The 23,604-nt window shown below is 62.1% G+C and carries 20 protein-coding genes; 5 read left to right on the top strand and 15 right to left on the bottom strand.

Annotated elements, in window-relative coordinates; translation table 11 throughout:
- Window positions 1-2: 2 nt before the first annotated feature.
- From WA145_RS15085 to WA145_RS15075, 3 genes are all read right to left on the bottom strand, one after another.
- Window positions 3-1,682, bottom strand: a complete 1,680-nt coding sequence (locus WA145_RS15085) for a ferrous iron transporter B (protein ID WP_422582361.1) — start codon at window positions 1,680-1,682, stop codon at window positions 3-5.
- Window positions 1,683-1,732: 50 nt separating this feature from the next.
- A complete protein-coding gene (locus WA145_RS15080) occupies window positions 1,733-2,545 on the bottom strand; it encodes a crotonase/enoyl-CoA hydratase family protein (RefSeq protein ID WP_422582360.1) in 813 nt (270 codons plus the stop codon).
- Between the two features lie 239 nt (window positions 2,546-2,784).
- Window positions 2,785-5,043 (bottom strand): Orn/Lys/Arg decarboxylase N-terminal domain-containing protein, encoded by a 2,259-nt coding sequence (locus tag WA145_RS15075; protein ID WP_422582359.1) that lies wholly within the window; start codon window positions 5,041-5,043, stop codon window positions 2,785-2,787.
- Between the two features lie 216 nt (window positions 5,044-5,259).
- On the opposite strand from WA145_RS15075, the gene WA145_RS15070 reads away from it, so the two are divergent.
- Together WA145_RS15070 and WA145_RS15065 are read left to right on the top strand one after the other, a co-directional pair.
- Complete coding sequence (locus WA145_RS15070; protein WP_422582358.1) at window positions 5,260-6,357, top strand: saccharopine dehydrogenase C-terminal domain-containing protein; 1,098 nt, start codon at window positions 5,260-5,262, stop codon at window positions 6,355-6,357.
- Window positions 6,358-6,477: 120 nt separating this feature from the next.
- Window positions 6,478-8,187: a thiamine pyrophosphate-binding protein gene (locus tag WA145_RS15065; RefSeq protein ID WP_422582357.1), complete on the top strand. Its 1,710-nt coding sequence runs from the start codon at window positions 6,478-6,480 to the stop codon at window positions 8,185-8,187.
- Between the two features lie 53 nt (window positions 8,188-8,240).
- Here WA145_RS15065 and WA145_RS15060 read toward each other — a convergent pair whose 3' ends face one another.
- The 8 genes from WA145_RS15060 to WA145_RS15025 all read right to left on the bottom strand — a co-directional run bounded on the left by WA145_RS15060 (window position 8,241) and on the right by WA145_RS15025 (window position 15,847).
- Complete coding sequence (locus WA145_RS15060) at window positions 8,241-8,702, bottom strand: Lrp/AsnC family transcriptional regulator (protein WP_422582356.1); 462 nt, start codon at window positions 8,700-8,702, stop codon at window positions 8,241-8,243.
- 108 nt (window positions 8,703-8,810) lie between these two features.
- The gene (locus WA145_RS15055) at window positions 8,811-9,500 is read right to left on the bottom strand and encodes an ABC transporter permease (protein WP_422582355.1); all 690 of its coding nucleotides are present in this window, start codon (window positions 9,498-9,500) and stop codon (window positions 8,811-8,813) included.
- The gene (locus WA145_RS15050) at window positions 9,497-10,192 is read right to left on the bottom strand and encodes an ABC transporter permease (protein ID WP_422582354.1); all 696 of its coding nucleotides are present in this window, start codon (window positions 10,190-10,192) and stop codon (window positions 9,497-9,499) included. The genes WA145_RS15055 and WA145_RS15050 overlap by 4 nt, the downstream gene beginning before the upstream one ends.
- A gap of 66 nt (window positions 10,193-10,258) precedes the next feature.
- Entirely contained in the window at window positions 10,259-11,011 is a 753-nt protein-coding gene (locus WA145_RS15045) for an ABC transporter substrate-binding protein (protein ID WP_422582353.1), read from the bottom strand.
- 13 nt (window positions 11,012-11,024) lie between these two features.
- Window positions 11,025-11,798 (bottom strand): ABC transporter ATP-binding protein, encoded by a 774-nt coding sequence (locus WA145_RS15040; RefSeq protein WP_422582352.1) that lies wholly within the window; start codon window positions 11,796-11,798, stop codon window positions 11,025-11,027.
- 235 nt (window positions 11,799-12,033) lie between these two features.
- Window positions 12,034-13,437 (bottom strand): 2-oxoadipate dioxygenase/decarboxylase HglS, encoded by a 1,404-nt coding sequence (hglS, locus tag WA145_RS15035; protein ID WP_422582351.1) that lies wholly within the window; start codon window positions 13,435-13,437, stop codon window positions 12,034-12,036.
- A 145-nt stretch (window positions 13,438-13,582) separates the two neighbouring features.
- Window positions 13,583-14,839 carry a 2-aminoadipate transaminase gene (locus tag WA145_RS15030; RefSeq protein ID WP_422582350.1) on the bottom strand — a complete coding sequence of 419 codons (1,257 nt, stop codon included), beginning with the start codon at window positions 14,837-14,839 and terminating at the stop codon, window positions 13,583-13,585.
- A gap of 120 nt (window positions 14,840-14,959) precedes the next feature.
- Complete coding sequence (locus WA145_RS15025; protein ID WP_422582349.1) at window positions 14,960-15,847, bottom strand: LysR family transcriptional regulator; 888 nt, start codon at window positions 15,845-15,847, stop codon at window positions 14,960-14,962.
- 131 nt (window positions 15,848-15,978) lie between these two features.
- Here WA145_RS15025 and WA145_RS15020 point away from each other — a divergent pair, with 131 nt between their 5' ends.
- On the top strand, window positions 15,979-17,469 hold the full coding sequence (locus WA145_RS15020) for an aldehyde dehydrogenase family protein (protein ID WP_422582348.1): 1,491 nt from the start codon (window positions 15,979-15,981) through the stop codon (window positions 17,467-17,469).
- A 122-nt stretch (window positions 17,470-17,591) separates the two neighbouring features.
- Here the strand turns inward: WA145_RS15020 and dnaQ are convergent, their stop codons facing one another.
- The 3 genes from dnaQ to WA145_RS15005 are packed head-to-tail and all read right to left on the bottom strand — an operon-like array spanning window position 17,592 to window position 19,573.
- Window positions 17,592-18,329, bottom strand: coding sequence for a DNA polymerase III subunit epsilon (dnaQ, locus tag WA145_RS15015; RefSeq protein WP_422582347.1), 738 nt, complete (start codon window positions 18,327-18,329; stop codon window positions 17,592-17,594).
- Window positions 18,322-18,774 carry a ribonuclease HI gene (gene rnhA / locus WA145_RS15010; protein ID WP_397493250.1) on the bottom strand — a complete coding sequence of 151 codons (453 nt, stop codon included), beginning with the start codon at window positions 18,772-18,774 and terminating at the stop codon, window positions 18,322-18,324. The genes dnaQ and rnhA overlap by 8 nt, the downstream gene beginning before the upstream one ends.
- Before the next feature lie 37 nt (window positions 18,775-18,811).
- Complete coding sequence (locus WA145_RS15005) at window positions 18,812-19,573, bottom strand: class I SAM-dependent methyltransferase (RefSeq protein ID WP_422582346.1); 762 nt, start codon at window positions 19,571-19,573, stop codon at window positions 18,812-18,814.
- A 95-nt stretch (window positions 19,574-19,668) separates the two neighbouring features.
- On the opposite strand from WA145_RS15005, the gene gloB reads away from it, so the two are divergent.
- Window positions 19,669-20,442, top strand: a complete 774-nt coding sequence (gloB, locus tag WA145_RS15000; RefSeq protein WP_422582345.1) for a hydroxyacylglutathione hydrolase — start codon at window positions 19,669-19,671, stop codon at window positions 20,440-20,442.
- 98 nt (window positions 20,443-20,540) lie between these two features.
- A complete protein-coding gene (locus WA145_RS14995) occupies window positions 20,541-22,106 on the top strand; it encodes a LysM peptidoglycan-binding domain-containing protein (RefSeq protein WP_422582344.1) in 1,566 nt (521 codons plus the stop codon).
- Here WA145_RS14995 and WA145_RS14990 read toward each other — a convergent pair whose 3' ends face one another.
- Entirely contained in the window at window positions 22,107-23,531 is a 1,425-nt protein-coding gene (locus WA145_RS14990) for an HDOD domain-containing protein (RefSeq protein WP_422582343.1), read from the bottom strand.
- Window positions 23,532-23,604 lie beyond the last annotated feature (73 nt).

Below are 23,604 nucleotides of genomic sequence, written 5' to 3'. Positions count from 1 at the left end.
GCTCAAGCCTCCAGCGGCATGCCCAGGGCCCGCACGCTGTCTGCGGCAAGGTCGAGCACGCTGGGCTGGGTTTCCGGGCGCAGCACCGCACCGGCCTCAAGGTAGTACTCAAGGCTGCTCAGGGCATCGGCGAGGGTTTCCAGCATCTGCTCGGACGGCATCTGCGGCGCATCGAACATATGCTGCTGGATGTAAGCGGCGCAGGCACCGACCAGCAGTGCGGCACGCTCCTGACCAAGGAACCACAAGCCGCCGCGCACAGCTTGCAGGCTGAACGGCACGTTGGACAGGTGCATGCGCTCGCCGCCCGACTCCAGGTACGCGGTAATCGCCCGTTTGGCCAGGGCCAGGCCGGCCTGGGCCTCATCGACCACGACGATGCGCGCCTCGTTAAGCTGATGCAGAGCAAAGGAATCAGTCTCATCACCCGGCTGCGCCTGAGCAGGCCGTGTTTCACGGCGTTCACCACGCTCCAGGCTGGCGACCATGCCTTCGACGTACAGCACGGCATCGGCCAGTTTATGCAGTTCCTGCGGTTGCGGCGCACTCTCCTCGCTCCAGCTGGCAACGGTTGGCAGTTGCGCGCTTAGCGAGTTGCCGGCCGAACTCAGGCCGACCATGCCGAGGGTCTTGCTCAGCTTGCCAAGCAGGGCATGCAGGTTGTTCAGACTCTCGCTTTGCAGGGTACCGCGCTCGATCAGATCGAGCATGTCCTTGACGCTGGTCAGCTCCTCACGGATCGCCGAGCTCAACGAACGCATCACCGCCTGACCCGGGCCTGCCAGGCGCTGGTACTCCTCTTCCAGCAGATGATCGGTAAAGGGCAATGGCGTCAAACCGAATACGTCACTCAGGGCTGCCGCGTGCGGCCCACGGCTATCCGCCAGGGCCACCAGATAGAGCAATTCCTTGAGCAGGCCGCGTGGCGCTTCATATTGACCGCTGGCAAGCATCTGCTTGAGTTCGCGGTCAAGCCGGGAGAACAGCTGCTTGCGCGACTTGCGCGCCAGCAATTGGCCGTCGATCTGCGCCTCAACAGCCGCCGCGCCCACCCAGCACAGACGACCGCGCGGCTCGTTGGCAAATAGGCTGTCGAGACGGGCCAACGCGCGGCCCATCAACTTCAGACTGGCCTGCGGATTCTGCTCACGGATAAAACCCAGCAGCCCTACCTGATACATATGGCGCAGACGGCGCCCCTCACTTTCTCGCGCCGCACCATCCACCGAAGGTGGCGAGGTACGCGGGCGACTGTGGTCGAGGCGCACGCTGAAAAAGAAGCTTTCCGGCAAGGCCGGCTGACTGCCGGCGTGACGCAGGTCGTTGATCGCCGGCAGCAGCAGTTCCGGCATTTCCTGGCGGTGCGCTTCAACGTTTTCCAGATAGCGGCGCAGCACGTGCAACGCGTTGCTCAGGGCCGAAAGCTGGACATCGCGTTCTTCGCCGGCACCGGCAGGAATATCGGTGGCCTGATCCAGCACTTCCTGAGCGAGCAACTCGGCACCGGTCAGCTCAATCAGGTTCAACGTACCGCGCACCTGATGCAGGCTTTCCACGGCCTGTTGCAGCAGGCTGCCGTTGTGCCGGTCGGCGATAAAGTGTTCGAGGCTCGACTCAGCCTCTTCCATGGTGGTGAACAGTTCATCGCGCACCAGATTAAGCGACGTGGCTCCAGAAACCATGAGCTATTGCGCCTCCCGCGTTGGGAATAAAGACAGGTGAAAGGGCAACATCAGTCGGCGAACTCCGGTTTCTGCTTGCTCATATGAGCCGTCATGGCCACCCGCAGATCCACCGATTGCAGCATGGCGGCGTTCCAAGTGGCGATATATTCCAGGCCGTCATCGACCCGGTGATCGCGCATGTAGCGAATCATTTGCTTGGTGCCACGAATCGCCACCGGCGACTTGCTGGCGATCTCGCGGGCAATGCCCATCACGCCATCGAGCAAGGCATCGGCATCGGCGTAAGTGCGGTTGACCAGGCCAATGCTACGGGCCTCTTCACCAGCGATGGTGCGGCCGGTAAAGGCCAGTTCGCGCATCATGCCGTCACCAATAATGCGCGGCAGGCGCTGCAAGGTGCCGACGTCGGCCGCCATGCCAATGTCGATTTCCTTGATCGAAAACTGCGCATCGACCGTCGAGTAACGCATGTCGCAGGCCGAAATCAGATCAATCGCGCCGCCCAGGCAGTAGCCTTGAATGGCTGCAAGCACCGGCTTGCGGCAATTGTCCACGGCATTGAACGAGGCTTGCAGTTCAAGAATCTTGCGCCGCAGCTTTTCCGCATTACGGCCGACATCCGGGCCCATCTGGCTGCCGAGCGAGGCCAGCATCATCAGGTCGATACCCGAAGAGAAATGCTTGCCCGCCCCGGAAATCACCACGGCGCGCACTTCATCGGTGGCGTCGATCCAGCGGAAAATCTCGATGATTTCGCGCCAGAAGTCCGCGTTCATCGCGTTGACTTTTTCCGGGCGATTGATCGCCACATGGGCGACCTTATCTGCCAATACGACATTAAAGGCTTTGTAGTCGGACATGGCAGTCATCCTCAGCTGGGGCGCAAGCGCACAATGAAAATCTTCTTATGCTAAAAATCGAGCAACTATAACAACCAACCGACAAATGTCGATGCTGACCACTGTGACGCAGACCACGTCATCAAAGTTAAGCTCATTTTTTACTTATCGGCGATAAGCGCTTGATCTACTGAGAAAGACAGGCGGCAGCCGGCGCATAACGTCGGCACCGCCAGGCACGGCTGCAGACCAGAGCAGGATCAGGCCTTGATGCAATCCACGGTGTAGAGCCCCTCCTCGCGCTGCAGGCCGTGCACATCGGCATCGAAACCGGGGAAGCTGCGATCGAAGGTGCGGGCAAAGGCCAGGTAATCGATGATCGAGCGAGTCTGCGCGGTAAAGCGCTCGCCCGGCATGATCAGCGGAATACCGGGCGGATAGGGCACCAGCATCACCGCGGCAATGCGACCTTCCAGCTGCTCAAGCGGCACCGCCTCGACTTCGCCGCGGACCAGTTGGTTATAGGCATCGGCCGGTTTGAGCGCCACTTCCGGCAGCACCGTGTACATGCGCTTGAGCGCCTTGGCCGTGGCATTTTCGCGGTAACAGGCATGCAAGGCATCGCACAGGTCACGCAGGCCCATGCCTTGATAGAAGGTCTTATCGGCCTGGGCAATCGAGGGCAGCACATCGCTCAATGGCAGGTTGGCGTCGTAACTGCGCTTGAACTCCAGCAACTCGGTCAGCAGCGTGCTCCACTTGCCCTTGGTAATGCCCATGGAGAACAGCACCAGGAAGGAATACAGACCGGTTTTCTCCACCACCAGGCCGCGCTCCCAGAGGAACTTGCTGACCACCGCCGCCGGAATGCCGCGCACGGCCAGCTTGCCATCGGCGGTCAGCCCTGGGGTGACCAGGGTCACCTTGATCGGATCGAGCAGCACATAGTCTTCGGCAACATCGCCGAAGCCGTGCCAGTCGGCTTGCGGCTGCAGCAGCCAGTCCTGGGTCACCACATCATCGGTGCCTTCGGCCTGCGGCGGCTGCCAGATACTGAACCACCAGTCATCGACACTGAGGTTCTGCCGCAGATTGGCCAGGGCGCGGCGGAAACTCAGGGCCTCATCGAAGGTTTCCTGAATCAGCGAGCGCCCGGCCGGCCCTTCCATCATCGCCGAGGCCACATCCAGCGAGGCGATGATGCCGTACTGCGGCGAGGTGGAGATATGCATCATAAAGGCTTCGTTAAAGCGGTCGCGGTCGAGCTGGCGCGTGCCGCCGTCCTGCACATGAATCATCGAGGCCTGACTAAAGGCCGCCAGCAGTTTATGGGTGGAATGGGTGCTAAACACCAGCGGCGCATTGTCGGTGCGAGCGGTGCCCATGGCGTAGCGCCCGGCATAGAACTCATGAAACGCCGCGTAGGCGTACCAGGCCTCGTCAAAATGCAGCACTTCGACGCTATTGCCCAGGGTCTGCTTGATCAGCTCGGCGTTATAGCAGAGGCCGTCGTAGGTCGAGTTGGTCACCACCACCAGCTTGACCATCGCCCCGCTGCTGCTCGACACGCGCCCCTTGGCCAGCGGGCTGGCGTCGATCTTGGCCTGGATCGACTCGCGGCTGAACTCGCTCAGCGGAATCGGCCCGATAATGCCCAGCTCGTTGCGTTCCGGGCACAGGTACAGCGGGATCGCACCGGTCATGATGATCGAATGGAGGATCGACTTGTGGCAGTTGCGATCCACCAGCACCAGGTCATCGCGACCAACCATGCTGTGCCAGACGATCTTATTCGCCGTCGAAGTACCGTTGATCACGAAGTAGGTGTGATCGGCGCCGAAGTTACGCGCGGCGCGAGCCTCAGCTTCGGCCAGGGGGCCGGTGTGATCGAGCAGCGAACCCAGCTCCGGCACCGACACCGAGAGGTCAGAACGCAGGGTGTTTTCGCCGAAAAACTGGTGAAAGGCCTGCCCCACCGGACTCTTGCGATAGGCCACGCCGCCGCCATGGCCGGGCGTGTGCCAGGAATAATTGGACTGCGCGGTGTGTTGCACCAGCGCCTTGAAGAATGGCGGCAGCAGACAATCCAGATAATTACGCGCGGCGCGCGCCACCTGGCGGGCGAGGAACGGCACGGTGTCTTCGAACAGATAGAGAATGCCGCGCAGCTGGTTGAGGTCGACCATGGCTTCGGCCGGTGCGTTCTCTATGGTCACCTGCTCGCCCAAGGCGAAAATCGGCAATTGCGGTGCACGACGGCGCGCGATGCGGATCAGCTCGACCATATCTTGCAACAGGTTCTTGTTTTCCCCCGCGCCTTCGGCGGCGACCAGAATGCAGGCCAGGCCATGGTGCGTGGAGGCAACGATGCGCCCCTCGGCGGAGCTGGCGGTGGAAAGAATACTGAAGCCGTCCTGCTCCAGTTCTTGGGCGATGGCGCGAACCCGATCACCGGCCACGGTATCGGCCTTGATATCGCGGTGCACGATCAGCACGGGAAACTTCAGGTCTTTGTACATAGGCGCGTTCCGGCCTCCGCTACACAAGTGCCTTGAGTAAACACCATGGCAGGCGAGGACGCATAACCTACCAGCAAGCAGAACACTGCATATCGCATCAGAAAGTCGTCATAACGTATCGCGCAATCATCGTAATGCTACTTTTCACGTCTTATTGTCGGATAAAGCGCTCTCTAGACTGGCTGCGTCCTCACCCGAACTCTGGAGAAAACAACAATGAACGTACTCCTGCTTGGCGCTGGCCATATCGGCTACACCATCGCGCAATTGCTGCACAACAGCGGCGACTATAACGTGCTGGTCGCCGACCGCGATGCGGCCTCCCTGCGTGCAATCGCCGAACTGGGGATCGCCACCCGCGAGCTTGACTCCGCCGACGGCGCGGCCCTGGAGCAGCTCATGGTCGATCAGGATGCGGTGCTCAACGCGCTGCCCTACCACATGGCTATCGGCGTGGCCAAAGCCGCAAAAAACAGCAACACCCATTACTTCGACCTGACCGAAGACGTGCACGCCACCAAGACCATCATGGAATTGGCCAAGGATGCCAAGGTCGCGTTTATGCCACAGTGCGGCCTGGCCCCAGGCTTTATCGGGATTGCCGCGCACTCCCTGGCCAGCCGCTTTGACAGCGTGCGCGAAGTGAAGATGCGCGTCGGTGCCCTGCCGGAATTCCCCACCAACTCGCTGAAATACAACCTGACCTGGAGCGTCGACGGCCTGGTCAACGAGTACTGCCACCCTTGCGAAGCGATCCGCAATGGTCGCCTGCAACTGGTACAGGCCCTCGAAGGCCTGGAACATTTCTCCCTCGACGGCGTCGAGTACGAAGCCTTTAACACCTCGGGCGGCCTCGGCACCCTGTGCGAGACCCTCAAGGGTCAGGTCGAAACTCTGGATTACAAGACCGTGCGCTACCCGGGCCATCGCGACCTGATGAAGTTCCTGCTGGAAGACCTGCGTCTCTCCGACAACCAGGAAAAGCTCAAGGACATTCTGCGCGGCGCCGTGCCGAGCACCATGCAGGATGTGGTGCTGGTGTTTGTCACCGTCAGCGGGCTGAAGGATGGCAAGCTGGTGCAGCAGGTATTCAGCCGCAAGATTTTCGCCGATGTACGCAGCGGCCGCGTTACCAGTGCCATCCAGATCACCACTGCTGCGGGCATCTGCGCTGCATTGGATCTGTTCCGCGCCAAGCAGCTGCCGCAGTCGGGCTTTATCAGCCAGGAGCAGGTGTCCCTCGATGACTTCCTCGCCAACCGCTTCGGCAAGGCCTACGAAGAAAACGTCGTAGAGAACCTAGCAGCCGCATAAGCCAGCGCCACCTGCCCGCTCTCGCGGGCAGGTACTTATTCAGAGCCAGAAGAGCGCAGCGCTAACGCGGCGCTTTCAGGCAACCAGGTACAGACTACCCCTGCGCCTGACAGGCGCTTGATGCTTACGGAGTGCCCTGTGAATTCACATCTCAAACCGCGTACCGGCGGACAAATACTGGTCGATGCGCTGCGTCTCAATGCCGTCGAGCGGGTGTTTTGCGTGCCCGGCGAAAGCTACCTGGCGGTGCTCGACGCGCTGCACGATGCCCGCGAGCAGATCGACCTGGTGGTGTGCCGCCAGGAAGGCGGCGCGGCCTATATGGCCGAAGCCCACGCCAAACTCACCGGCAAACCGGGGGTGTGCATGGTCACCCGCGGCCCGGGGGCGACCAACGCATCCGTTGGCGTACACACGGCCTTTCAGGACTCCACGCCGATGCTGTTGTTTATCGGCCAGGTGGCCCGCGACCAACAGACCCGCGAAGCCTTTCAGGAGATCGATTACCGGCAGATGTACGCGCCGCTGGCCAAGTGGGTGGTGCAGATCGACGATCCACGGCGCCTACCCGAGTTGTTGGCCCAGGCCTTCCAGCGCGCCATCAGCGGCCGCCCCGGCCCGGTCGTGGTGGTGTTACCGGAAGACATGCTGTGCGAATCGGCGACGGTCGCCGACGCCCTGCCCAGCCAGCCGATCCACGCCCAACCCGGCGGTGCGCAACTGGCGCAGATGCACGCGCTGCTGGCCGAAGCCGAACGGCCACTGCTGATTCTCGGTGGCGGCGGTTGGGATGCGCAGGCCGTCGAGGCTATCGGCCGCTTTGCAGAAAACCAGCGCCTGGCGGTGGCCTTGTCGTTCCGCCGCCAGGATCTGTTCGACAACTGCCATATGCAGTACGCCGGCGACCTCGGCCTGGCGGCCAGCGCCGAACTGGTTCAGGCGGTGAAGAATGCCGATCTGCTGGTGGTCGTGGGCAGCCGGTTGGGCGAAGTGAGCAGCAGCGGCTACAGCCTGCTGGACATTCCCACGCCCCGCCAGCGCCTGATCCATGTGCATGCCGGCCTGGAGGAACTGGGCCGCGTCTACCAGCCGACCCTGGCGATAGTCAGCGGCATGGCCGCGTTCGCCCGCCAGGCCGCCGAACTAGCCGCCGCGCCGGCCGAACGCCACTGCGATTGGATCGGCCAACTGAATCAGGCCTACCGCAACAACCTTGTGTGCCCAACAGCCCCCGGCGCGGTGCAGATGGGCGAGATCATCGCCTGGTTGGGCGATCATCTGCCAAGCGACGCCATTGTCTGCAACGGTGCAGGCAATTATGCGATTTGGCTGCAGCGTTTTTATCAGTACCGGAGCTTTCGTAGCCAGTTGGCACCCACCAATGGCTCCATGGGTTATGGCGTGCCGGCGGCCATTGCCGCTGCGCTGGCCGCGCCCAGCCGCCAGGTGCTCAGCTTTGCCGGCGACGGCTGTTTTATGATGAACGGCCAGGAACTGGCCACGGCCATCCAGCATGACGCGCGGGTGATTTTTATCGTGGTCAACAATGGCATGTACGGCACTATCCGCATGCATCAGGAGCGTCACTACCCAGGGCGGGTATCCGGCACCGCCTTGCACAACCCCGACTTCGCCGCCCTGGCCCGCGCCTATGGCCTGCATGCCGAGGTGGTACAGGCCACCGCCGAGTTCGCCGGTGCCTTCGTCCGGGCGCAGCAGGCCGGCAAGGCGGCGCTGATCGAAATTCGCATCGACCCGCAGGCGCTGACGCCACGGCAGAGCCTGGATCAGATCCGCGCCCAGGCGTTGCTGTCGCAATCCAATAAGTAAGAAGCTGATGAGACGCTGCTGTTTAAAACGGCAGCGTCCGGCTGAAATCCCGCCTACAAGCGCCCGCCGCGATCGATCTTGCACGACAGGATGATCGACGTGGTGGTCTTCTCCACCCCGTCTACCGCGCCTATCTCGTCCAGCAGCTGATCCAGCCGCTCGGGCGTGTCGGCGCGCAGCCAGGCAACGAAGTCGAACTCACCACTGACCGTACACAGCTGCTGCACCTCCGGCATATTGCTCAAGCGGCGCAGCACTTCCTTGCCCGAACGCGGCTGCAAGGTGATGCCGACGTAGGCCTGCAGCCCGCCCTCGGCCACGCTCTGGCCCAGACGCACGCCGTAGCCGGTGATCACCTTGCTCTTCTCCAGCCGAGCGATGCGCGAGATCACTGTGGTGCGCGCGATGCCGAGCTTGCGCGCGAGCATGGCCACGCTCTCGCGGGCATCGAGTTGCAAGGCGGCGATCAGCTGACGGTCGATTTCGTCGAGGCGAATGGCGGAAAGCTCGGACATCGAGGGGGCTACCAAAACAAGAGAGTGGGAAAGGAGCGGCATCTTAGCAAAACAGCCGCCCGGCGACCTTGCGTCAACCGGGCGTAAACGCTAACGCATGCATGGCGCTCAACGCCCCTGACAGGCGTCCACCCGCAGGCGTTTTTCCAGCACACGGAATAGCCGCACCAGCACGTAGGCGCTGAGCAGGTAGAACACCCCCGCCATCAGGAAGATTTCCACCGGCTGATAGGTGCGGGCGATGATGGTGCGCGACATACCAGTCAGCTCCAACAGGGTGATGGTGCTGGCCAAGGCACTGGCCTTGAGCATCAGGATCACCTCGTTGCTGTAGGCCGGCAGGCCGATGCGCGTGGCCCGCGGCAGGATGATGCGCAGCAGCGCCTGGCCGCGCGACATACCCAAGGCCCGCGCCGCCTCGATTTCCCCCGGCGGTATGGCTTGAATGGCGCCACGCAAAATCTCGGCGATATAGGCTGCGGTGTGCAGCGTCAAAGTGATCACCGCGCACCAGTAGGGGTCACGCAGCACCGGCCAGAATGCGCTTTGGCGCACTGCCTCGAACTGCGCCAGGCCGTAATAGACCAGAAACAACTGCACCAGCAGCGGCGTACCACGAAAGAAGAAGATATAGCCGTAAGGCAGCGCCCGCACCCAGGCCTGTTGCGCGCTGCGTGCGATGCCCAGGGGAATGGCCAGGATCAGCCCGGCCAATACGGCGATGGCCACCAGCTCCAGGGTCAGCCAGGCGCCTTCGAGCAGACGCGGCATCCACTTGATCATCAATTCCCAGTTCATGCGCTGGCCCTCACGAAGCCACGCGCCGCGCGTTTTTCCATCAGCGCCAAGCCGGCCATGGCGAGAATCGTCAGCCCCAGGTAGATAAAGGCCGCCACCAGGTAGAAGGTGAAGGGCTGCTTGCTTACCGTCACCGCGATCTGCGAATGGCGCATGATTTCTTCCAGGCCGATCACCGAGATCAGTGCGGTGTCTTTCATCAAAATCATAAACAGGTTACCCAAGCCCGGCAGCGCGATACGCCACATCTGCGGCAGCACCAAACGCCAGAGAATTCTTGCCCCGCCCAGGCCCAGTGCCTGGCCGGCCTCGCAGTGGCCCTTGGGGATCGCCAGGATGGCGCCGCGAAACACCTCGGTGGCATATGCGCCGAAGCACAAGCCCAGGGCGATGGTGCCGGCGGCAAAGGGGCTCAGCTCCAGGCTGGCGATGCCCAGGCTATCGGCCAGCCAGCGCAGCAGATTGACCGTACCGAAGTAGATCAACAGCACCCAGAGCAATTCCGGCACGCCACGCACCAGGGTCGAATAGCTCGAACCCAGCCACTGCAAAAAACCAAACCTGGAGGTTTTGCACAGAGCGCCGGCCAGGCCGAGCAACAGGCCCAAGGCCAACGAGGACAGGGCCAGCTTGATGGTTATCCAGGTGCCCGCGACCAGGGCGGGACCGAAACCGTGCAGATCCGCAATCATAGGGATTACCTTAGTCAGCGTTGCTGCCCGGCCATAACCGGGCAAGAACTCTCGGTAGAAGAGCGGTCAGTAGATACTGAACGGGAAATACTTCTGATTGATCCGCGCATAGGTGCCATCGGCGATGATCGCGGCGAGCGCCAGGTTGAGCCTGTCGCGCAGCGGGTCATTCTTGCGCACGGCGATGCCGATCCGGTCGTTGTCGAATACCGGCTCACCCTTGAATTCGAAGCCTTGTCCGGCTGCGCTCTTGAGCCATTGCCAGTTGACGAACTTGTCCGCCAGCACGCCGTCGAGACGGCCCGAGGTCAGGTCGAGATAGGCGTTTTCCTGGGTGTCATAGAGTTTGATCTCGACCACGCCGTCGAGGTTGTCTTCCAGCCAGGTGCCGGCGATGGTGGCGCGCTGGGCACCGATAACCTTGCCCTGGAGGCTGGCCTTGTCGGTGTTGAAGCCCGCGCTTTTCGGCGCAATAAACTGCAGCTTGTTGGTGTAGTAGGCCTCGGTGAAATCCACCGCCTGCTTGCGTTCGTCGGTGATCGACATGGAGGCGGCGAGGAAATCGAACTTGCGCGCGTTCAACGCCGGGATGATGCCGTCCCAATCAGAAGTGACCACTTCGCACTCGGCCTGCATCTTGGCGCACAGGGCCTGGGCGATTTCCACATCGAAACCGCCAACCTGGCCATTGGCGTCGATCAGATTGAACGGCGGGTAAGCGCCTTCGGTGCCGATCTTCAGCGTGTCGGCGGCAAGCGCCTGGCCGCTGAAGAGCAGAGTGGTGGCGGCAGCGAGCAGGATGTTCTTGTAGTTATGCATGCGTGGTGCTCCGTTAGTGGTTGCTGGACATAAATTGTTGGCAGCGCGGCGACTGCGGCTGGTCGAACACTTGCGCGGGGCTGCCCTGCTCCTCGACGCGGCCCTGGTGCAGGAACACCACCTCACTGGACACCTGGCGGGCGAAACTCATCTCGTGGGTGACCAGCAGCATGGTGCGGCCCTCCTCGGCCAAGGCGCGGATCACGCCCAGCACCTCCTGGACCATTTCCGGGTCCAGGGCCGAGGTCGGCTCGTCGAACAGGATCACCTTGGGTTCCATACACAGCGTGCGGGCGATGGCCGCACGCTGTTGCTGGCCGCCGGACAACTGGTTGGGATAGACGTGGCGCTTGTCGCCGATACCGACCTTGGCCAGCAGCGCCTCGGCGCGTTCGATGGCCTCGGCCTTGCTCAGGCCGAGCACCCGGCGCGGTGCCTCGATGATGTTGTCGAGCACGCTCATATGCGGCCACAGGTTGAAGTTCTGGAACACAAAGCCCAGCTCACTGCGCAGCCGGTTGATCTGCCGGTTATCGGCGGCGACCAACTCGCCGTGGCGGCTGGGCCTGAGCTTGAGCCGCTCGCCGGCGACATGAATCTCGCCCTTGCTGGGGTTTTCCAGCAGGTTGATGCAGCGCAGGAAGGTCGACTTGCCGGAGCCGGAGGAACCGAGGATCGAGATCACGTCGCCGTCGCGGGCGGTCAGTGAAACGCCCTTGAGCACCTGCAGATCGCCATAGTTCTTGTGCAAATCACGGATTTCCAACGCAGGAACGCACGCTTGCATAGGGGTTACCTTTTTATTCTTGTACGTAATGACACCAGCCGATCTAAACAACTAAGCCGGCCACGCTCAAACGAAAATAAGGACTCGCTTCATTCCAAAAATGACTCGATAGCAAACGGGAAATCACCGCTCGCCGCGCAACACCCAATGGCTACAGAAACTAAAAATCCCCGACAAAAACTGCCGGGGATTTAGCTCAAGCAATATCCGCAATAGGGCGTAAATGCACTTCTATTCAGGCCAAACCGGCCTCGGCAAAATCCATCCCCAGCTCTCTTGCGCAGGCCTGCAGCGAACGGCTTTGGTAATCGGCGTAGAGCGCCAATTCATCCTGCACCGGCCGGCCCAGGGCCTGCTCGAATTCGGTGCGGTTGGCGTCTTGGCGATAGCGTTCGCGGTTGGCGTCGCCCAGATTGGATTGGAAGATGCCTGCGGCACTGACTGGCAGGAAGTCCTCGTAAACCAGCGGTTCGCAGGCCAGTTGTCCGGTCTTGAGCAAAGCCTCCAGGTCGCCGGCCAGGCTGCCCGCCGCCTGCGCCGCCCGCCCCGCCTCGGTGACCCGGTAGCGGAAAAACGCCAGGCCCTGACGGCGCAGCATTTCAAGGTCATCGGGAAAGTCGGCGAAGCACTGCGCCAACGTTTCGGCATAGCACTGCGCGTAGTCGTGCTTGGCGACGCCTGTGCAGCGCTCGCGGGTGGCTTGCAGCAATTGGTCGTAGAGCGCGCGGCCCTTGGCGGTAAGCGCCGCGCCGCGTTGCTCGATCTCGCCGAAGCGCGCGCTGTGCTGCCCTGGGCTGGCGCAACTGAACTGCACCGCCTCGTCGAGGGCCTTGAAGCTGGTCTGACGCAGCAGGATCGGATGGCGCCGAGGTGGTGGGCCCTCCACCCATTCCTTGGCGGCCATGCCATGGCGCGGCATCGCGGCCTGGGCCGCATCGATATCGAGGATGCGCGGCGTCAGGTGATTGATATGCGGGCCTTTGAATGCCACCACATCGGCGATCAGCCGGTGCTGCCCCTGCAATTGCTGATAGACCGCGGCACTCACTCCGGCCTGGCTGTGCCAGCGGAAGGTTTCCAGGGCTTGCTCGATAAAGGCCTGGGCCTCTTGCTCGGTGAGCCCGCCTTGTCGCTCGAAGCGCTCGATCAGGGCCAACGCGCCAGGGGTGAAAATCTGCCGGCCGGCAAGAATCTGCTCGGCCTGCTGACGCAGCGCCGGATCGCCGATCAACTCCAGGCGCAGTAGCGAGGTGAAGACGCGAAACGGGCTAAGCCGTAGCGCATCCTCGTTCAGCGGACGAAATGCCGTGGCATGCACGGGCACGCCAGCATCGGCCAGGTCGTAATAGCCCACTGGCTGCATACCCAGCACCGCGAACAGCCGCGCCATGGTCGCCAGTTCGGCAGCGCTACCCAGGCGGATGGCGCCATGGCGCTCCTCGTTCAGCCTGTCCAGCTCGCCGGCCTGGCGCAGCTGCTCGGCAAGCTGCGGGTTGGCGGCGAGGGTCTGTCGATTGAGCGTGGCGACCAGCGCCAACAACTCGCCGTACAGCGGCACCTCGGCCTGATACATGGCCGACAGCGCCTGGGAGAAGCGCGCGCGGATCTGCTCCGGACTGACAAAGGCATCGTTCTGCATACAACTCCACTCCTGGCAGCGCCCGTATTGATCGAAACATCGACAGGCGATTTGCTCGATTCTGTTCGCAGCATTCTGTGCAGGACTGCCAGACGGCTCAAACGATTAATTTTCCAGAGATCATTCCTAGCTGGAATTCTTCAACTCAAAGACTTGCCTGCAAACAACGCCGGAATATCTCAAAGCCTTCGTCGAGCAGCTCGGCTTCGGCAGTAAGCGGCGCCAGCAAGCGGATGATGTGGCGGTATTTACCGCTGGGCATCAGCAGCAACCCGGCCTCACGCGCGGCGCTTAGCAGCCGATTCAGGCGCTCGCTGCCAGGACCGCCGTCGGCACTGCGCAGTTCGATGCCGCGCATGGCGCCGACGCCGGTCAGGCGCGCCAGGGCCGGAGCCAGTTCGCTGTCCTGCCAGCGCTGGTAATGCTTGAGCACGCACTGTTCCTGACGTTCACCCCAGGTGGCCAGGTTGATATCGCTCATCAACTCCAGGGTCGCCAAGGCAGCGGCGCAGGCCAGCGGATTGCCCGAATAGGTGCCGCCCAGACCGCCCTTGGGCAGCGCATCGAGCAGTGCTTTACGCCCAACCACTGCGCCCAGCGGCAAGCCGCCGGCGATGCTCTTGCCCAACAGCAACAAGTCCGGCTCTATGCCCAGCCGGGTGAAGGCGAAGCGCTGGCCGGTGCGGCCGAAGCCGGATTGGATTTCATCAATAATCAGCACGATGCCATTGGCATCGCAGAAGCGCCGCAAGTGCTGGGCAAAATCGGCATTCAGCGCCTGAAAACCTGCCTCGCCCTGCACCGCTTCGACCACGATGCAGGCAACGTCGGCCGCATCGATCTCGACGCTGAACAGGCGCTGCATGGCCACCATCGCCTGCTCGACGCTGACCTCATTGTCCACGCTGGGGTATGGCAGGTGGTAGACCGGCCCCGGCAGGCTGCCGAGTTTCTGTTTATAGGGCGCGACCTTGCCGTTGAGATTGAGCGCAGCCAGGGTGCGCCCATGGAAGCCGCCATCGAAGGCCACCACGGCGGCGCGGCCGGTGGCGGCGCGGACAATCTTCAGGGCATTTTCGGTGGCCTCGGCGCCGCTGTTGGTGAGCATGCCACACAGCGGATAGGACACTGGCACGAAGCGCGCCAGGGCCTGCATGAACTGGCCGTAACCCTGGTGGGGCAGCGCGTTGAACGCCGAATGGGTGAGGCGCCCGGCCTGCTCGCGGACCGCCTCGACGATCTGCGGATGGCAATGGCCGAGGTTGAGCACACCGATGCCGCCGACGAAGTCGATATAGCGCTTGCCCGAAGCGTCCCAGACCTCGGCATTGCGGCCGTGGCTGAGCATCAGCGGGTGGACGATGGCCAGGGATTGGCTGATATGGGCGTGCTCGGCATGCATGGGCGGCTCCTTGGGGAATGGATGCGCGCCATCAGATCGCCAACCAGGCCTCACCGACAAACGAAAAAAAATCGTCCACCTATTCCTTTTTTTCTCGACCGTCCCGGCTCACAAACGGCTTTACCCCTCAATCTGCCCCTTAATCCAGGCAACGAAACTGCGAATCTTCGGCACGTCGGCGGCATGCTCGGCATAGGCCATAAAATGCTTGCCGCCGCTGCGCAGCGCATGTTCCCAAGCGATCAGCAGCTTGCCCTCCTGCAGTTCCTCTTCGACCAGAAAGCGCGGCACCAAAGCCACACCGCAGCCGCATTGGGCGGCCCGGATACACATATGGAAGGTCTCGAAGCGCGGCCCGTGGTAGCTGTGGTTGCTCTGCAGCCCCAGGCTGTCGAACCAGTCGTGCCAGGCTTCCGGGCGCGAGGCGCATTGCAGCAGTACCTGTTCACCCAACTGTTCGGCGCTGGCAATGCCCCTGGCAAACATATCCGGTGCACACACCGGCACCATCTCCTCGCCGAACAACTCGATGCATTCGGCCCCTGGCCAGGTGCCCTGGCCGAAGAAAAACACCACATCGGCCTTACCCTGCAGCAGGTCGAAGGGCTCCAGCACGTTGTGCAAATCCAGGTGGATATGCGGGTGGGCCACACCGAAGCCCTTTAGATGCGGAATTAGCCAGCGGGCGCCGAAGGTCGGCTGAGTGGCCACCTTGAGTACCTCGGTATTACCGCCGTAGGAGAGGATGTAATGGGTCGACATCTCCACCTGGTTGAGAATCTTGTTCACCTCGGCCAGGTACAGCGAGCCGGCCGGGGTCAGTTGCAGGCGCCGGCGAACGCGGCGAAACAGCAGGTGCTGGAGCATGTCCTCGAGTTGCGCCACCTGCTTACTGACCGCGCTCTGGGTTAGGAACAACTCTTCGGCGGCGCGGGTAAAACTTAAATGGCGCGCCACGGCCTCGAAGCACTGCAGCGCGGTCATGGAAGGCATCAGGCGTTTGGACATGGCGAACTCGCGGCTTCAGCATGAATTGAGGGAATGACATATCAAAAAAAGCTCACTTGTGAGCTTGCAACATGCAGATTAATACTGAGTGCCACGCATAAATTCAATCAAGCTTGCGACAGGAGACACTAATGGTCGACAACCTGCTCAGCCGTTTGGGCGTCAACGCCCAGACCGCCACCACTGGCAATCACGTGATCAACAGTCCGATCGACGGCAGCCGCATCGGCGCCGTGACCCTGGAACCCGCCGGCGCAGTAGCGGCCAAGGTTGCTGCCGCGCAGCAGGCCTTTGAAAGCTGGCGCAGCGTGCCGGCACCGCGGCGTGGCGAACTGGTGCGTCTGTTCGGCGACGTATTGCGCGCACACAAGGCCGATCTGGCCGAGCTGGTGTCCTGGGAAGCCGGCAAGATCACCCAGGAAGGCCTGGGTGAAGTGCAGGAAATGATCGATATCTGCGATTTCGCGGTCGGCCTGTCGCGTCAGCTGTACGGCCTGACCATCGCCTCCGAGCGTCCCGGCCACCATATGCGTGAGTCCTGGCACCCGCTCGGCGTGGTCGGGGTGATCAGCGCCTTCAACTTCCCGGTGGCGGTCTGGGCCTGGAACGCCACCCTGGCCCTGGTCTGCGGCAACGCGGTGATCTGGAAACCGTCGGAGAAAACCCCGCTCACCGCCCTCGCCTGCCAGGCGCTGTTCGACAAGGCCCTGCAGGCCTTCGGCGATGCACCTGCAGGCCTCAGCCAACTGATAGTCGGCGACCGCGACGCCGGCGAAGCCCTGGTCGCCGATCCGCGTGTGGTGCTGGTCAGCGCCACCGGCAGCACCCGCATGGGCCGCGAAGTGGCACCGCAGGTGGCGGCGCGCTTCGGCCGTTGCATCCTCGAACTGGGCGGCAACAATGCGATGATCCTGGCGCCCAGCGCCGATCTGGACATGGCCGTGCGCGCCATTTTGTTCAGCGCCGTCGGTACCGCCGGGCAACGCTGCACCAGCCTGCGCCGGCTGATCGCCCACGAATCGGTCAAGGACGAGATCGTCAGCCGCCTGAAAGTCGCCTACGCGAAGATCCGCGTCGGTAACCCGCTCGAAGGCAATCTGGTCGGCCCGCTGATCGATAAGCAGGCCTATCAGGTCATGCAGGACGCCCTGGGCCAAGCCCGCGAGGAAGGCGGTGTGGTGTTTGGTGGCGAGCGCCAACTGAGCGATCAATACCCGAACGCCTACTACGTCGCCCCGGCCCTGGTGGAGATGCCGGCGCAGAGCGCGGTGGTGCGCCACGAGACCTTCGCACCGATCCTGTATGTGCTGAGCTACCGCGAGTTCGACGAAGCGCTGCGCCTGAACAACGAAGTGCCGCAGGGCCTGTCATCGTGCATCTTCACCCTCGATGTGCGCGAGGCGGAAGCCTTTCAGAGCGCGGCCGGCAGCGACTGCGGTATCGCCAACGTGAATATCGGCCCGAGCGGTGCGGAAATCGGCGGCGCCTTTGGCGGCGAGAAAGAAACCGGCGGTGGTCGCGAGTCCGGCTCCGATTCCTGGAAGGCTTACATGCGTCGGCAGACCAACACCGTCAACTACTCCCGCGAGCTGCCGCTGGCCCAGGGCATCGTTTTCGACTGATAAGCAACGCGAGTCACTCAGCCACCCCAGATACTCGCTGGGGTGGCTTTTTTATGAGCAGGATAAATGCGCCACCTGGATCGACAAGAGAGACAAGGCTTCACCCTGTTCACACGACAGGGTCAGCCTTCTTGCTGCTCCATCTGCACCCAAAGCGGCGGCGCGCCAGCGGACTTTTCGATAATCGCCAGACGCGCGGCATGCTCAGCCAGCTCGGCAGCGCTGGCCTGGATCACCCGCGTACGCGCGCGCTCGGCTGGCAGGCGACGAATCGCACTGGGCTGTTGACGGCCATTGCTGTCGCCTTCCGAACCATCGCCGGCCAGGGATAGATTGGTCTGCCCGCCGGTCATGGTCAGGTAGACGTCGGCGAGAATCTCGGCGTCGAGCAAGGCGCCGTGCAGGTCACGCCCGGAGTTGTCGACGCCGTAGCGTTTGCACAGCGCGTCGAGGTTGTTGCGCTGCCCCGGATGGCGCTCGCGGGCCATCATCAGGGTGTCGAGGATCGAGCAGTGCTCGCTGATGTCGGCGCGCTCGTCCTGCTTGATCAGGGCGAATTCGTTGTTGATAAAGCCAAGGTCGAACGCCGCGTTGTGGATGATCAGCTGCGCGCCCTTGATAAATTCGAAGAACTCGTCGGCGATTTCCTTGAAGCGCGGTTTGTCCTTGAGCGCCTCATTGGTGATGCCGTGCACCGCGATTGCGCCTTCGTCGATCTCGCGATCAGGCTGCAGGTACACATGGAAATGCCGCCCGGTCAGGCGCCGGCCGATCAGTTCGACGCAGCCGATTTCAATGATCCGATGGCCGTCGGCCACCGGCATACCGGTCGTCTCCGTATCGAGCACCACACTACGCATGCTTCAACCCTCTTACTTCATCCACACCACGATTGGCCAACTGGTCCGCCCGTTCGTTACCCGGATGGCCGGTATGGCCACGCACCCACTGCCAGGTGACGTTATGTCGGTTTACCTGCTCATCCAACTGCTGCCACAGGTCGGCATTTTTCACCGGCTGTTTGGCGGCGGTTTTCCAGCCGCGTTTCTTCCAGTTGGGCATCCAGTCCTGAATGCCCTGCATCACATACTGCGAGTCGGTAACCAGGCGCACATCGCAGGAACGCTTCAACTCGGCCAGGGCGCGAATCGCGGCGGTCATTTCCATACGGTTGTTGGTGGTCTCGGCCTCGCCGCCCCACAACTCTTTTTCCACACCCTTGAAAATCATCAACGCGCCCCAGCCACCCACGCCAGGATTGCCCTTGCAGGCGCCGTCGGTGTAGATCTCGACCTGTTCACTCATGTATCTGCAATCTCTCGCTCAATTAGTTTGGCCGGTTCTATTTCTGTGGCGTTTCGCGGCGGCTGACCTTGGCCACGGGCATTGGCAGCAGTTTGCCCAGCGGTTGCCGGCTGGGTTGGCGCAATGGCCGCAGCCCCACCACCAGCTTGCGGGCCACCAGCAGATAAAAACCGCCCCCTGGTGGCTGCCAGGCCGCACCCAGACGCTCCAGCCCAGCCAGCCGCGCCTGCCAGGCCGGCGCAGAAAGCGGCGGACGATAGCACCCGAAGCGGCGTTTCTCCAGCGCGAAGCCCAGCAGGTGCAACCAATCACTGACCCGATTAGGCGCAATACAACGGGCCTGGCGCAGCGCGTCGCGGGTAAACAGATGGCGCATGCCCCAGCAGCTCATCGGGTTGATCCCGACAATCAGCAGATGACCACCCGGGCGCACACTGCGCGCCGCCTCACGCAGCAGGCCATGGGGCGACAGGCTGAAATCCAGGCCATGCTGCACCACCACCACATCGGCGGCGTGTTCGGTCAGTGGCCAGGATTGCTCCTCGCAGACGATCTCCACCCCTTTGAACGGCGCCCCCAGGCGCACGCTGCGCTGAATCTGCTGAGCATCGGGCAGCGTATCGGCTGTGGGGCCGTAATGCACCAGATAGCCACCAAAGAAGCGTGCCAGCTCCTCTTCCAGCAGTTGCCGCTCCTGCGCCAGCAGCAGTTGGCCGAGCGGGCCACTCAGCCAGCTGCGCGCCGCGCCAATAAGGTCGAGCCATTCACTGTCTGCGTGGGCAAACGGATGATCGGACATAAGGCTGCTCCCGTTGCATTGGCCACGGTGCCAAGTAGTCAGCACCGTCGATGAGACCTAAGATGCACCTTTGTACCCTGCTTAGCGACCCGCTCATGATTAAAATCGACGCCCTGCCTGCCTTCACCGACAACTATATATGGCTGCTGCAAGACCCCGAGCAGCGTCGCTGCGCAGTGGTCGACCCCGGTGACGCGGCGCCGGTCGAGGCCTGGCTGGCAGCCAATCCCGGCTGGCAGTTGAGCGATATGCTGATCACCCACCACCACTTCGATCATGTCGGCGGTATCGAACGACTGAAGGCGATGACAGGCGCGCGAGTGCTGGGTCCGGCTAACGAGAAGATCCCTGGGCGTGATCTAGCACTGCACGACGGCGACCAGGCCGACGTGCTGGGTCTGCGTTTCGATATATATGAAGTACCCGGTCACACCCTCGGGCATATCGCCTATATCCAGCCCGAACAGCACTGGCTGTTCTGTGGCGACACCCTGTTTGCCGGCGGCTGTGGCCGCCTGTTCGAAGGCAGCCCCGCACAGATGCACCACTCGCTCAGCCGCCTGGCCGCCCTGCCCGAGCAGACTCAGGTTTTCTGCACCCATGAATACACCCTAAGCAACCTGCGCTTTGCAGCAGCAGTTGAGCCGGACAATCCGCAAATCCAACAACGCCTGGCGCAGGTCAGCCAATGGCGCGAGGCCGGACAAATCAGCCTGCCCTCCTCGATTGGTCTGGAGCGCGCCACCAATCCTTTTCTGCGCAGCGCACAACCGTCGGTCAGCGCCCGCATCAGCGAACGCGAAGGACCCGCCAGCCGCTCGCCAGGGCAGGTATTCGCCGCTTTACGCGCCTGGAAGGACCATTTCTAAACCTCGACAACCACACAAAAGACTGGTTAAAACTTGACCAATGGCAGGCTGGTTCCTAGAATCGCCCGATCTTTTCGCCGGGAAGTACTTCGCCGCCAATGCCTCTATCACCACGCAAGACCCTGAATTTAAAGGCGTTGGCACAAAGCGCGCAGACGCTTGTGGTGATCATGGGGATAACCCTGGCCGGTTGCCAGACCAGCAACCAGTACCGCCCCGATAGCGGCCGTGACACCGACCGCGCGGTCGGTCTTGAGCAGGAGCCGGAATGGCTCAACAGCAGCGTGGCGCCGGAACCCGAAGAGCCCAAAGACATCTGGGAACGGGTGCGCGAAGGCTATCAGCTACAAGACACCATCACCCTCAACCCGCGCATCGAGCAGCAACGCCTGTGGTTCGTCAGCAACCCCTCGTTTATCGAGAAAGCCGGCGAGCGCAGCAGCCCCTATATCCACTTTATCGTTGAGCGCCTGGAACAGCGCAATATGCCGATGGAGCTGGCCCTGCTGCCGATGATCGAAAGCTCCTACAACCCGCTGGCTTACTCCCACGCCCATGCCGTTGGGCTGTGGCAGTTCATCCCCTCCACCGGGCGCAACTTCAACCTGCGCCAGACCAACTGGTACGACGGCCGCCGTGATGTGATGGCCTCGACCGATGCGGCGATCAGCTACCTGACGCGTCTCAAGGAAATGTTCAACGGTGACTGGCTGCTGGCCCTGGCCGCCTATAACGCCGGTGAAGGCCGTGTCAGCCGGGCGATTGAGCGCAACCAGAAACTCGGCCTGCCGACCGATTACTGGAACCTCTCGCTGCCGGTGGAAACCCAGAATTACGTGCCCAAGCTGCTGGCCCTGTCGCAAGTGGTGATGACGCCGCAAGCCTATGGCGTCAGCCTCGCGCCGATTGCCAACGAGCCGTATTTCGAGAAAGTCGTATTCACCCAACGCATGGATCTCTCGCGCGTCGCCGCCATGGCCGATCTGGATGAAGACGAGCTGTACCTGCTCAACCCCGCGTTCAAGAAAGGCATCACCCTGGACGGCCCGCAGCACCTGCTGGTACCGACTGACAAGGCCGAGCTGTTGACCGCCAATCTATCCTTGATGAAGCCCCAGGAGCGGGTCGACTGGCAGCAGTACCGCGTGCGCTCAGGTGACAGCCTGCACAGCATCGCCAACCGCCATCAGCTGACGGTGAACACCCTCAAGGACATCAACAAGCTCTCCAGCAACAGCCTGCGTATCGGCCAGATGTTGAGCATTCCCGCCCAACCCGGGGTAGCGGCGCGCGAGCCGGTGTTCCAGCGTAGCGTCGCGCACAGCGCGCCGAGCCGTACCTACCGGGTTAAAAGCGGCGACAACCTCTGGCAGATCGCCAAGCAGCACAAGGTTGCCGTCAAGGATGTGCAGCGCTGGAACAAGCTGTCCGGCAATCGCCTGCGCGTCGGTCAGGTACTCACCTTGCAGGCCGGCAAACCCGTTAGCGGCAGTAGTAGCTCGGCGCGCCAGAGCGCTACCTATTACAAGGTGCGCCAGGGCGACTCGCTGTACCTGATAGCCAAGCGTTTCAAGGTGCCAATGAAGAGCTTGCAGACCTGGAACCCGAAAGCCGGCAAGGCGCTCAAGCCAGGGCAGACCCTGACCCTGTATAGCCCCAACTGATCAGGCCTTCTTGCTCATCGCTTCCAGGCAGCGCCCGGTCAACTGGGTAAAGCGTTGAAAGGCGACAAACTGTTCATGCTTCAACGACCGGCCCGATGACCGGCTGTCGGCATATAGCAAGCCAATTTCTCGGGTGCCGGCCAACAGCGGCGCAATAAAGAACATGCCCTGCCCCAAGCGCTGGCGAATCGGCTGGGTGACCAGTTCATTGAGGTTGTAACTGGCCGGCACGCCCATCCATAGCGCCTCTTTATTGCGCAGCGCATAACTGAAAATATGCGCTTGCTCGTATTGCGCCACCGGCAGCACAAAGTCACGCCCCCAGTTCTCGGTGCCTTCACCAATTACCCGTTTGGCTCGGAAACAGCTCTGCCCGTCCGCCAACACCACCAGCATGATGCGCTCCAACCCCGCGCCCTGATGCAACCCCTTGAACAGGGTATCAAGCACCAGGCCCAGCTCGCCGCGGCGCGACACCATCAGCCCGAGATCCTGCAAGGCCTGCTGCAAAACCAGCAGGTTGGGCTGCAAAAGACGCGCCTTGCGCTGTTCCTGCTGCAGGCGAATCTGTTCCGGGTCGGTATTGGGAATCAGCTTGCACAACTGGCTGGCGCCGAAGGTGGCGGCCATCTTCACGGTTTCCTCGGCACTGGCCAGCACCTGCTGCATGGCTTCCTGCGGGGTCACCCCAATAAAACTGGCCAACTGGCCGACCAGTGCCTCCATGGCCGGGGTATGCCAGCCATCCAGCGCCGCTTGACTGATCTTCGCCCCCAGGATCACGGCTTTGACCGCAGGATCATTCTGGCTGGTCGACTGATGCGCCAGGCTGACGGTGTCGCCCAGATTCCAGCTTTTCACCAGCGCCAAACTCAGCTGGCGAAAACTGGTGCCGAGCAACTGCATCACCACCTCGTCTTCATCCACCCCCGGCTGCGCCAGGGCGCTGGCCAGATCATCAGCGTCATCCCCAGCACAGCCCCAGAACGCCAACTCACCGACGTTATGCAGCAGGGCAGCGATAAACACTTCCTCATCATTTTTTGTCAGCACGTAGCCAGCAATGTTGCGCGCCTGCACGGCGGCATGAAACGAGCGTGCCAACAGTTCGGCGAGCTGATCGCGGGAGCTGCGTGCCAGCAAGCCGTCAATCAGGCTGACCGACAGGCCGATCTGCCGTACGTTGTCGAAACCGATCAGCACAATGGCCCGGGAAATGGTGCGGATAGGTTCCTGGGAGGGGTTGTAGTACACGCTATTGCCAATGCGCAGCACCTTGGTGGTCAACGCCGCGTCGCGCAGCAGCACATCGGCTAATTGTTGCACAGACGATTTATCGCCCGAAGTCAGGCGATGCAGATCCTGCACCACCGTCGCCAGGGCGGGTAATTCGGCTTGATTGAAGCGATCAATCCATGACTGCAAACCATGGCAGGCTGATACCAAAATGATGCCCTCGCAGTGAATTAATAAAGTGTAGCCAAGGTGTCGCTACTGC

The organism is Pseudomonas sp. (assembly GCF_049301935.1).
In the GTDB taxonomy this organism is placed as follows: domain Bacteria; phylum Pseudomonadota; class Gammaproteobacteria; order Pseudomonadales; family Pseudomonadaceae; genus Aquipseudomonas.
This window is presented reverse-complemented; position numbering and strand designations above follow the sequence as displayed.

Excerpts from the sequence above, each read along its gene's own strand:
- WA145_RS15045 (WP_422582353.1), bottom strand. The coding sequence starts at position 11,011 with ATGCATAACTACAAGAACATCCTGCTCGCTGCCGCCACCACTCTGCTC.
- WA145_RS15075 (WP_422582359.1), bottom strand. The coding sequence starts at position 5,043 with ATGTACAAAGACCTGAAGTTTCCCGTGCTGATCGTGCACCGCGATATC.
- WA145_RS15060 (WP_422582356.1), bottom strand. The coding sequence starts at position 8,702 with ATGTCCGAGCTTTCCGCCATTCGCCTCGACGAAATCGACCGTCAGCTG.
- WA145_RS15085 (WP_422582361.1), bottom strand. The coding sequence starts at position 1,682 with ATGGTTTCTGGAGCCACGTCGCTTAATCTGGTGCGCGATGAACTGTTC.
- WA145_RS15080 (WP_422582360.1), bottom strand. The coding sequence starts at position 2,545 with ATGTCCGACTACAAAGCCTTTAATGTCGTATTGGCAGATAAGGTCGCC.
- WA145_RS15025 (WP_422582349.1), bottom strand. The coding sequence starts at position 15,847 with ATGTCCAAACGCCTGATGCCTTCCATGACCGCGCTGCAGTGCTTCGAG.
- WA145_RS15050 (WP_422582354.1), bottom strand. The coding sequence starts at position 10,192 with ATGATTGCGGATCTGCACGGTTTCGGTCCCGCCCTGGTCGCGGGCACC.
- gloB (WP_422582345.1), top strand. The coding sequence starts at position 19,669 with ATGATTAAAATCGACGCCCTGCCTGCCTTCACCGACAACTATATATGG.
- WA145_RS15065 (WP_422582357.1), top strand. The coding sequence starts at position 6,478 with ATGCTTACGGAGTGCCCTGTGAATTCACATCTCAAACCGCGTACCGGC.
- hglS (WP_422582351.1), bottom strand. The coding sequence starts at position 13,437 with ATGCAGAACGATGCCTTTGTCAGTCCGGAGCAGATCCGCGCGCGCTTC.
- WA145_RS15020 (WP_422582348.1), top strand. The coding sequence starts at position 15,979 with ATGGTCGACAACCTGCTCAGCCGTTTGGGCGTCAACGCCCAGACCGCC.
- rnhA (WP_397493250.1), bottom strand. The coding sequence starts at position 18,774 with ATGAGTGAACAGGTCGAGATCTACACCGACGGCGCCTGCAAGGGCAAT.
- WA145_RS15070 (WP_422582358.1), top strand. The coding sequence starts at position 5,260 with ATGAACGTACTCCTGCTTGGCGCTGGCCATATCGGCTACACCATCGCG.
- WA145_RS15040 (WP_422582352.1), bottom strand. The coding sequence starts at position 11,798 with ATGCAAGCGTGCGTTCCTGCGTTGGAAATCCGTGATTTGCACAAGAAC.
- WA145_RS15030 (WP_422582350.1), bottom strand. The coding sequence starts at position 14,839 with ATGCATGCCGAGCACGCCCATATCAGCCAATCCCTGGCCATCGTCCAC.
- WA145_RS14995 (WP_422582344.1), top strand. The coding sequence starts at position 20,541 with ATGCCTCTATCACCACGCAAGACCCTGAATTTAAAGGCGTTGGCACAA.
- dnaQ (WP_422582347.1), bottom strand. The coding sequence starts at position 18,329 with ATGCGTAGTGTGGTGCTCGATACGGAGACGACCGGTATGCCGGTGGCC.
- WA145_RS15055 (WP_422582355.1), bottom strand. The coding sequence starts at position 9,500 with ATGAACTGGGAATTGATGATCAAGTGGATGCCGCGTCTGCTCGAAGGC.
- WA145_RS15005 (WP_422582346.1), bottom strand. The coding sequence starts at position 19,573 with ATGTCCGATCATCCGTTTGCCCACGCAGACAGTGAATGGCTCGACCTT.